10 protein-coding genes are annotated in these 8949 nt (G+C 64.0%); 9 read left to right on the top strand and 1 reads right to left on the bottom strand.

Features of this window, described 5'->3' with window-relative positions:
• Nucleotides 1–102: 102 nt before the first annotated feature.
• The 9 genes from ABIC44_RS14930 to ABIC44_RS14890 all read left to right on the top strand — a co-directional run bounded on the left by ABIC44_RS14930 (nt 103) and on the right by ABIC44_RS14890 (nt 7555).
• A complete protein-coding gene (locus ABIC44_RS14930; protein WP_354296330.1) occupies nt 103–1203 on the top strand; it encodes a TonB-dependent receptor domain-containing protein in 1101 nt (366 codons plus the stop codon).
• Nucleotides 1203–2393, top strand: coding sequence for an ABC transporter substrate-binding protein (locus ABIC44_RS14925; RefSeq protein ID WP_354296328.1), 1191 nt, complete (start codon nt 1203–1205; stop codon nt 2391–2393). The genes ABIC44_RS14930 and ABIC44_RS14925 overlap by 1 nt, the downstream gene beginning before the upstream one ends.
• Nucleotides 2383–3408: a FecCD family ABC transporter permease gene (locus ABIC44_RS14920; protein ID WP_354296326.1), complete on the top strand. Its 1026-nt coding sequence runs from the start codon at nt 2383–2385 to the stop codon at nt 3406–3408. Before ABIC44_RS14925 ends, ABIC44_RS14920 begins: the two co-directional genes overlap by 11 nt.
• The gene (locus tag ABIC44_RS14915; RefSeq protein WP_354296325.1) at nt 3408–3767 is read left to right on the top strand and encodes an ATP-binding cassette domain-containing protein; all 360 of its coding nucleotides are present in this window, start codon (nt 3408–3410) and stop codon (nt 3765–3767) included. The genes ABIC44_RS14920 and ABIC44_RS14915 overlap by 1 nt, the downstream gene beginning before the upstream one ends.
• Nucleotides 3764–4174: an ATP-binding cassette domain-containing protein gene (locus ABIC44_RS14910; protein ID WP_354296323.1), complete on the top strand. Its 411-nt coding sequence runs from the start codon at nt 3764–3766 to the stop codon at nt 4172–4174. The genes ABIC44_RS14915 and ABIC44_RS14910 overlap by 4 nt, the downstream gene beginning before the upstream one ends.
• Nucleotides 4171–5574 (top strand): hypothetical protein, encoded by a 1404-nt coding sequence (locus ABIC44_RS14905; protein ID WP_354296322.1) that lies wholly within the window; start codon nt 4171–4173, stop codon nt 5572–5574. Before ABIC44_RS14910 ends, ABIC44_RS14905 begins: the two co-directional genes overlap by 4 nt.
• 180 nt (nt 5575–5754) lie before the next feature.
• Nucleotides 5755–6231: a hypothetical protein gene (locus ABIC44_RS14900; RefSeq protein WP_354296320.1), complete on the top strand. Its 477-nt coding sequence runs from the start codon at nt 5755–5757 to the stop codon at nt 6229–6231.
• The gene (locus ABIC44_RS14895) at nt 6228–6482 is read left to right on the top strand and encodes a hypothetical protein (RefSeq protein ID WP_343545561.1); all 255 of its coding nucleotides are present in this window, start codon (nt 6228–6230) and stop codon (nt 6480–6482) included. Before ABIC44_RS14900 ends, ABIC44_RS14895 begins: the two co-directional genes overlap by 4 nt.
• A gap of 5 nt (nt 6483–6487) precedes the next feature.
• Nucleotides 6488–7555: a site-specific integrase gene (locus tag ABIC44_RS14890; RefSeq protein ID WP_354296318.1), complete on the top strand. Its 1068-nt coding sequence runs from the start codon at nt 6488–6490 to the stop codon at nt 7553–7555.
• Here ABIC44_RS14890 and ABIC44_RS14885 read toward each other — a convergent pair.
• Nucleotides 7542–8573 (bottom strand): hypothetical protein, encoded by a 1032-nt coding sequence (locus ABIC44_RS14885; protein ID WP_354296316.1) that lies wholly within the window; start codon nt 8571–8573, stop codon nt 7542–7544. The genes ABIC44_RS14890 and ABIC44_RS14885 overlap by 14 nt on opposite strands.
• Nucleotides 8574–8949: the final 376 nt, after the last annotated feature.

Raw genomic sequence — 8949 nt, 5'->3', positions numbered from 1 at the left:
GCTCAGTTCGCCGTCATCTTCGGCGAGCGTTTCATCCGGGCCATGGCGGCGTAATGTTCATCCGCCCGCCCGCACACGAAATTCCTGACACTCCCTGCCCGGATGGACGAACGCGACTTCTGGTCCGGCGAATATGGATTCACGCCGCAATGCCGGTTCCGCTTCTTTCAGATCGATATCAGTTACGCGACCGGAGCTGTACTGAACGCAGATGCGCCCTGCTTCCAGCGCGATTTTCTCCTTACCGACGGGACGGTGCGAAACCGCTTCTGGGGTGCATATTTTCAGGACGAATGGGCCGCGAGCGATCGGCTGACCGTGACTCTCGGCCTGCGATATGATGACTTCCGCCGGCGCGCGGTCTTCCGCCCCATCCCGGCGGCCTTCAATGCGGGTGGCCGGCTGGCGGCATCGGAGAATGCCTTTTCGCCCAAGGCGAGCGTCGCCTATCGTCTGGGTGAGCGCGACGGAACACGCGGCACGGTTTATGCCTCTTACGGGCGAGGCTTCAGCTCCAACTTCGGACCGCTCTTCTACTTCGATCCGGCCTTGTATCAACTCGACCTCAAACCGATGACGATCGACAGCTACGAGGTCGGCTACAAGGGCAAGACGGGCTCCGGCATCCTTGCCTGGGAAGCGGCGCTGTTCCGCCACGATCAGCGCAACCGGCTGGTCACCACCACGAACCCGAACCCGAACGCTCCATCGACCCTTCTAACGACCGGGCAACGCTACCGCAGTCAGGGGGTCGAGCTTTCCGCCGTCGTGCGCCCGGCCTTCGGCACCAGCGTTTCCGTCAACTACTCTTATGTGGATGCGGTGTGGCAGGAATACCGGGTGCCCGGTGCGACCAGCGAGGTCGACCTGACCGGTAATCGCCCCGTCGGCGTTCCGACCCACATCTTCAACTTCAGCGCGCAACGGCGGTTCGCGTCGTGGTTGAACGGTCGCGCGGACCTCTACGTCTATGGCGATTACCCGATCACGGGCGACAATCGCGTCGAGAAGGGCGGCTATGAACTGCTGAACCTCAGCGCGACGATAACCTTGCCTACGCGCCTGCCAATGGCACTCGATCTGGCGGTGACGAACGTCCTCGATCGCGACATCTACTCCTACTTCGGGACAGACACACAGCCGACCTATGCGACGCCGTCGGCCCCGCGCCAGTTCCGGGCAACAATAAGGGCGAGCTTCTGATGCGTTGGCTGTTCCCGCTCCTGATCGTTCTTCTTGCCGGGTGCGGCAAGCAGGCGACCGATACACCCGCCATCGGTCGCCCGATTCCGGTCCCGCACACCCGAACCTTCAGCGTGGTCGAACGGAACGGCTACAGAGTGGTCGATCTGCACGCCAACATCGTCACTTGGGGTGGGGCCGCAAACGGCCCGGAGCAGCGGGTGCGCGTTGTGCTCGTGCCCCGAAGCATCAAAGCGCCCGCACTGACCGGCGATCTCGCGGGTGCGGTCGTGGTGCGCACACCGGTGAAGCGTATCGCAGTCAATTATGGAGGCAGTGAAGCGCTGCTGAGCGCCATCGGGGCGGCGGACCGACTGGTCGCGGTGGGCGGCACGAAGTCTTACGACGATTCGATCCGCAGGCGGGTGAAAAATCGAGAAATCGGCCAGATCGGCTATGGGTGGCACTCGCCTCCCAATCTCGACGTCTTGCTTGCGGCCAAGCCCGATGTCTTCCTCATGACGATCGGTGATCCGGCACATGCGGATGCCATGCGCCGCGCGATCGCGATGGGCATACCCGTCGTCCCCGTCTTCATGGCCAACGAGTCGGATTATCTCGGCCCCGTGCAATATGCGCGGCTGTTCGGCATGCTGACCGGACGGGAGCAGCAGGGCGAGCGGTTTGCCGCCATGGTCCAGAATGGCGTCGATCAGATCAGGCGGGCCGTGGCTCGCTTGCCCCGGCGCAGCGTACTCTCCGCCTGGTGGATGAATGGCGACACTTGGATGGTGACGGTTCGCGGGGCCGCCAATCGCCTGCTCGAAGATGCGGGCGGCATCAACGTTATGCGTCGCCCCGACGACCTCCGCTTGGACGACACGATGCAAATGGCATCCGAAACGTTGCTGACGGAAGGCGGCAACGCCAAGTGCTGGCTGTGGCGGGATCCGATCTCAAAGCGGTTCGGGGATCAACGGTTCCTCGCGCATATGCGTGCCTGGCGTGACGGGTGCGTGTTTGCAGCCGACGGCAGGGTGAAGCCGGAGGCGGACGCGTTCGATCTGTTCGAGACGGCGGCGTTGCGTCCCGACCTGCTGCTCCGCGACTATGCGCGGATGCTGCACCCCGAACTGCGCAGCTGGCCCGCGAACTGGGTGCGGCAGGATCAGCGGGTGGGGAACAGCGCGGGGGTTGGCCATGGATCGTAGTCTGACCGGCGCCGGCGCGCTGCTTTTCGGCATCCTGATCGTCGCTGGCGCGTCCCTCAGCTATGGTCAGGTCATCCTCTCGCCGCATGAGGTCATCGGCGCGATAACGGGATCCGGGGATCCCACCGTTTCCGAGATCGTCTGGGCGATCCGCCTGCCCCGTGTCGTGACCGCCGTCGTGGCGGGCAGCGCGCTGGGCGTTGCCGGTACGTTGATGCAGGCGCTGTTCCGCAATCCGATGGCGGATGCCTGGTCGCTGGGGCTTGTAGCGGGCGGACAGCTCGGTGTCGGACTCGCCGTCGCTGGTGCGGCCTTCGCCGGTCCGGCGGCACTTACTGCGCTGACCTCCTTTGCAGGACTGAGCCTCACGCTCGGCGCGGTTATCGGTGTCGCGGTCACCGCCGCTGCGATGGCCGCGCTCGCCCGCCGTGTCGGCAACATCACGCTCCTTGTCGTCGGCCTAATGCTGGGCTTCACCGCGCAAGGGCTGGTCAGCGTCATACTGCACTTCGCCAGCCGGGTCGGGGGGCGCGTATTCTCGGGTTGGGATGACGGGACGTTCGCGGCGGCGACCACCGCCGACCTGCCATGGCTGATGCTGCCGGTCGCTGGCGGACTGGCGCTGGCGGTCCTGAACGCGAAGGGGCTGACGGCACTGCTCCTCGGCGAAACCTATGCCACAAGCCTCGGCACGAATGTGCCGCGCCTGCGCCGGATGACCTTGGCAGCGACGGTGCTGCTCGCCGCGCCGGTGACGGCCCTGTGCGGGCCGGTCACCTTCGTGGGGCTCATCGTTCCACATCTGGCCCGCTGGCTGGCGCGTACCGCACGTATCCTGCCGCTGATCCCCCTGGCGGCACTTGCCGGCGCGCTTCTGGCGCTCGGAGCCGACTTCATCGTGCATCTGCCGTGGGAACAGCATTTCCTGCACCTCAACGCGGTGCTGGCGCTGGTAGGAGCGCCGGTGGTGATCGCGCTTCTCGTGTTCGCCCCGGCAATGCGGAGCAGCGGCTGATGCTTCGTCTGGACAATCTGAGCGTCGGCTATGCCGGCCCGCGCGGCACCGTGCTTGCCGATCTTGCATTGGAGGCCCCGGCGGGCAGCTTCGTCTGCGTGCTCGGCCGCAACGGTGCTGGCAAGTCGACGCTTATGCGGACGATTGCCGGCCTGCAGGATGCGCGCGGCGGTCGCGCGCTGCTGGGCAACGAGGATATCGCAGCGATGCGACCGCAGGCCCGCGCGCGGGCCATCGCGGTGGTCCTGACGGAGCGCGTGTCGAGCCCGGGGCTGACCGTCGCCGACGTCGTTTCGATGGGACGCCAACCGTTCACCGGCTGGCAGGGACGGCTCTCAGCGGCCGATGATGGCGGGTGACTGAGGCGCTTGCCCAAGCCGGTGCCTCGTCCTTCGCAGGTCGACCGTTCGACGGCCTTTCCGATGGCGAGCGGCAGCGGGTGATGATCGCGCGTGCCATCGCTCAGGCACCGCGCCTGATGGTGCTGGACGAGATCACCGCCTTTCTCGACCTGCCCGGGCGGGTCGAGGCGATGGCGCTGCTACGCGCACACGCGCATGCCACCGGCACGACCGTGCTGCTCTCCAGCCACGATCTCGACCTGTCGCTTCAGCTTGCCGACGCGATATGGCTGCTCGATGGCGACGGCGGGCTGGTCGTGGGATCGGCAGCCGACCTGATCGCGGCGGGCCATGTCGGTCGCGCGTTCGACACGGACGCCGTTCGCTTTTCGCCAGAGCGCGGGCGGTTCGAGCTGGTTCGATGACCGCGCTTGGCCCCGGCCTTTGGCTCCTTGCGCAAGCGGCAGCGGGCCAGGCACCGCCGATAGCGCCTGCCGCGCCGCTGCCCCCGGTCCAGACGACGCCCGCGCTGCCGGCGGTGCCGCAGGGCCGGGCGGAGGAGAACGCCGTACGTCAGGCGGAGGATGCGTTCGGCACCACGATCGGGCGCGAGACGATCGGCATCTACAGCAGCGACAGCGTGCGCGGCTTCTCGCCCATCGCCGCCGGCAACGCGCGGATCGACGGCCTCTACTACGACCAGGCGACCCCGCCGAACCCGCGCATCCGCCGCTCCACCAGCATCAAGGTCGGATTGTCGGCGCAGGGTTATCTGTTCCCCGCACCGACCGGTGTCGTCGACTACGCCCTACGTCGCCCTGGCACCGAGGCGCTGCTGTCAACCACGGTCGGCCTCAACAGCCTGGGCGACAAGAGCCTGGAGTTCGATGCCGAGCTGCCGCTCGTCGGCGACACATTGTCGCTCGGCGCGGGCCTCGGCCTCTACGATCATGTCTTCAACAACGGCGCCACCAGTCGTCAGCATGTTGAGGGGCTGACGCTGCGCTGGCGGCCCCGCCCGGGCATCGAGCTGCTACCGTTCTGGGGCCGCTCGTACATCGCCGACAGCCAGATCGGTCCGCTGCTCACCACGGCCGGGCCCTATCTGCCGCCACGGATCCGGCGCGGCATCCTCTACGGGCCCGCCTGGGCGGATTATTCCGGCCCATCGGAAACGGCCGGGATCACCGGAAGTGCGGCGCTGGCCGGCGGCTGGAAGATCGAGGGCGGCCTGTTCCGCTCGCTGTCCGCCAGCAAGGAAGACATCTTCACCTTCCTCGACGCAATCACGCCGAACGGCCGTGCCCGCTACATCGCCTTTTCCGACCCGCCCTATCGCCGCGTGTCGGTGTCGGGCGAGCTACGCGTGACCCGCACGATCGCCGATGGCCCGCGCGTTCATAATATCAGCCTGTCCGCCCGCGGTCGCGCCCGCGACGAGCGCGTCGGCGGCTCCGCCTTCCTCGATTTCGGCGACGTGCGGTTGGGCGATCCGCTCGATTTTGCCGAGCCGCCGATCGCCTATGGCGCGTATAGCCGGGATCGGGTGCGGCAGTGGTTCGGCGGCTTCGCCTATACCGGGCGCTGGCGCGGCGTCGGCGAACTCAGCGCCGGGCTGTCCAGAACCGACTACGCCAAGCGCTTCCGCCGTCCAGACCAGCCCGTCTTGGAAACACGGGACCGGCCCTGGCTCTATAACGTGGCCGGAGCAATCTATGCCGGGAGCGCGTCGCCTTCTACGCCGGCTATACGCGAGGGCTGGAAGAAACCGGCCTGCCGCCGCAGAATGCCGTCAACCGCAACCAGCCGCTGCCCGCCATCCTGACCAGCCAACGCGATGCGGGCGTGCGCTGGACCATCGCGGGCGACGTGAAGCTGGTCGCGGGCGTGTTCGACGTGCGCAAGCCCTATCTCAGCCTTGATCCGATCGGTCTCTTCACGCGGCTCGGCGACACCCGCATGCGGCTATCGCCGGGGCCAAGCACCGCGTCATGGGTCGCCGTTCGTGACGCGCCCGCCCCTGACCTTCGTCGGCAACGATCCGTATCCGCGTCGTCGTGGCGATTGGGCGGACCTCGGCCGCACGGCCGTGCAACTGCTGTCGGAACGCGAGAAGGGTTATCCCGCCATGGTTGCAGCTCAGAAGCTGGACCAGGCGCTCGCCGACGCAAGGATTCGCGTCATGCGCGCGGTCGTCGCGATCTGGCGCGCGGTCTTGAACGACGAGGCTCTGCCGGAGCCCAACGACTTCCAGACGCGCTTCGGTGCGACCTGGGAGGAGATGCGCGAGGATCTGGACCGAGCGGCCGCGCGCGCGCGGGAGCTGGCGCGCAGACAACGCGACAACCGCGATGCGGCCGTGCAGGCCGAACTGGTCGAGGCGCTGGCATGGCAGCACCAGCCGGTGTGCGCAGGCTCCGGCCCACACATCTGGCTGTCGCATGACTATCAACAGTGGGAGAGAAGGAGGGCGGCCTCGTGAAAGCGGAGGTCCTTCAGCGCCTGCCGGATTGGCCAGCGCGCATGACGGCCGATATCGCGGCCGTCTACATGTCCGTGTCGAAGTCGACCTTCCTGACGCGCTTCGGCGCGATCGGGGTGAAAGAAGGTGCGAACGTATTTTGGGCACGCGCCCAGCTCGATCGGCACATTGCCAAGCAGTTCAGCATCAAGCAGCCTCGCGCGCAGGCGCGTAGCGAGGACGGCGACAGCTCATGGGACGACTTACGTTGAGGAATGTGACCGAGCGCCCGCGCGGATCTGGCCAGCTCTATTTCAGACGCAAGATTGCCGGAAAGGACACGTATATCCGCCTGCCGGCCGCAGACGATCCGACGTTCCACGAGATCTACCGACAGCTGTCGAGCACCGCGCCCGCGCGCATCGGGCCGAAGCACGGGACGCTCGGCTGGCTGGCGCTGGACTATCGCGGCTCGGTCGAATGGCAGGCTAAAAGTGCGCGGACGCGGGAGAACCAGGACCGATACATCCAGTTGATCATCGACGAACACGGCCATCGCAGCGTGACGGGTGTCCGGCCCTTCATGATCTACAAGATGCGCGACGCCTATGCCGAGACGCCCGGCAAGGCGAACGTTTGGCTCAGCGTGTTCGGCTCGCTGATGCGCCACGCGATCAAGCTGGGCCTGATCGACAAGAACCCAGCCAATGAAGTCCCTGTCCTGAAGACTGGCGAGCATGAGCCGTGGCCGGTCGACCTGCTGCGGGTATGTCTGGAAGAAGCCACGCCAATGACCCGGCTGGCGATTATCACTGGCCTTTGTTCGGGGCAGCGGATCGGCGATTGCATCCGCATGCAATATGGCTGGATCACGGCTGGCATCATGGAGTTCACCCAGGAGAAGGTTCGCAAGGGGGGCGTGACGAAAGACGTCGCGGTACCAATGCACCCGCTATGGATCGAGGAGTTAGCCAAGCTGCCGCGAAAGTCGGTGACGCTGCTGTACGAACGCACGGGGGCGCCGTTCAAAACGACCGCCGCTATCCAGGAGCGCTTGCGCAAACTGATGGACAAGGAGCCGGTGCGCGAAGTGTTGCAGGATCTGATCGCGCGCGAGACGATCAAGGATGGCGCGACCTTCACGTTCCACGGCCTGCGTAAGAACGCTTGCTGCTACCTACTGGAGACGGGGCTGAATGATAGCGAAGTGGGCGCTATCCTCGGTATGTCGCCTGAGATCGTGCGCCATTACGGTAAGAGAACTAGAGCATTGATGATAGCGCGCGGCGCTGCCGCAAAGCTAACCGGCGCTACCATCATGCCTAAAAACGTCAGCCTATTGTAGTACCCTGTACGGATACTCGGCCTTCGACGAAAAACCTGAATAGTTTCTCGATCCGTCTACTGGCCGCCAGTAGCGCCTTTGCCGAAACTAGAGCATCTCCACCCGCCATTGAGAGAAGCGTGGGATAAGACGTTACGCCAAGAACGCTGCCAAGCTGACGCGCGCGATTCTCGATTTCGGTAACAACGTAAGGTTGCGTCAGCCCCAGGGCTAGTGAGCGCTTAAGTAGGCCTGTCTCTTGCAGGTAACTCCACAAGTGATCGTAGTTGCTTTTTATTGCTACTTCGTTTTGAGAATAATGATCCACCAAGCTTATTAGACGATCGAATGCGTCGGCGTCGCCAACAACGTCAATATAGCCCGGCGAAGCCCACTGGATAGCTTTGATATCCGGCCTCGCATCCTCGCCCCCGGCTTTTGCTAGTGAACGGAAAAGGCTGAGGTAGCTTCCGCCGCCCCGGAAAGGCTTCACAAAAGATTCGACGATGTCTCTTTTGTGGTTTTGTGGGGTTTGGGCATCGGCAAAGGCATCAACGCTCTTGGTCAGCGCATACAGATCCGCGATTTGCGAGTGGAGGCGGCCGAAGTCATTCATGCTCCACTGGCCATCGACTTCGAAACGCTGGATGTCTCGCTTCTCAAACTGGAACCCGCGATAGGCTTCAGTGTGCTCCCGTGAGAAAAAGCCCTGTTCGGGAATGAAGTTTTCAATCCGAGCGCGATTTAGTTCAACGTTTGTCAACTGTACACGTGCGGAAGGGTCGGCTGGTAATAAAAACTCATACCAGGTCCACCGATCTGGCCGAAGCATTAAATAGCGGAGATCAAACCGCTCTTCGAGGTAATGTCTAAATTGTGCAATGCTAACCTTGGCCCCGAAGTAGCCGTTTCCGCCTATATTTCTGGTGGAGACGGCAACAACTTTGCTCCGGTTGCCAAGGTCAATAACAACGATCTCCGGCTCTTCGAAGAAGAACAAAGATTGCTCATATCGACCCGTTGCGTTGGGTGGCAGCATCGTCAGATTCCTGCAACATTGGTCACGAAGGCCGACAAAGCGACCCCCGCAGCGGGCCAGAAATGGATATGGTTTCCCGCCGACGAATGCGCTCCAGACCCGGCAGGTATAGTTAGCTCAGCAGCGTGAGTGAGGTGCTGAAGATTTCGCAATTTTCTAGCAGCTTTTGGGTTCTTCATCAGGGAGACGGATGCCCATTCGCAAGGGTCGGCGTTAGGTGGAAGCGGCTTGCCGCGTGTATCGTGCGATTGCCAATCGTATGCCACTGGTGAGGTCCCCGACAGAAGTCGCCAGACGCCAATCAGTATATGTGACTGACAATTTGCTGGAGGGCAGCTTGGGGGAAGATGAGCAAATGAAGCTGATGTAGCCATGA

This window comes from Sphingomonas sp. 1185 (assembly GCF_040544655.1).
Classification (GTDB): domain Bacteria; phylum Pseudomonadota; class Alphaproteobacteria; order Sphingomonadales; family Sphingomonadaceae; genus Sphingomonas.
This window is presented reverse-complemented; position numbering and strand designations above follow the sequence as displayed.

Bases quoted from the DNA above. Each gene is read 5' to 3' on its own strand.
- ABIC44_RS14930 (WP_354296330.1), top strand. From the start codon at position 103: ATGGACGAACGCGACTTCTGGTCCGGCGAATATGGATTCACGCCGCAA.
- ABIC44_RS14905 (WP_354296322.1), top strand. From the start codon at position 4,171: ATGACCGCGCTTGGCCCCGGCCTTTGGCTCCTTGCGCAAGCGGCAGCG.
- ABIC44_RS14885 (WP_354296316.1), bottom strand. From the start codon at position 8,573: ATGCTGCCACCCAACGCAACGGGTCGATATGAGCAATCTTTGTTCTTC.
- ABIC44_RS14925 (WP_354296328.1), top strand. From the start codon at position 1,203: ATGCGTTGGCTGTTCCCGCTCCTGATCGTTCTTCTTGCCGGGTGCGGC.
- ABIC44_RS14915 (WP_354296325.1), top strand. From the start codon at position 3,408: ATGCTTCGTCTGGACAATCTGAGCGTCGGCTATGCCGGCCCGCGCGGC.
- ABIC44_RS14920 (WP_354296326.1), top strand. From the start codon at position 2,383: ATGGATCGTAGTCTGACCGGCGCCGGCGCGCTGCTTTTCGGCATCCTG.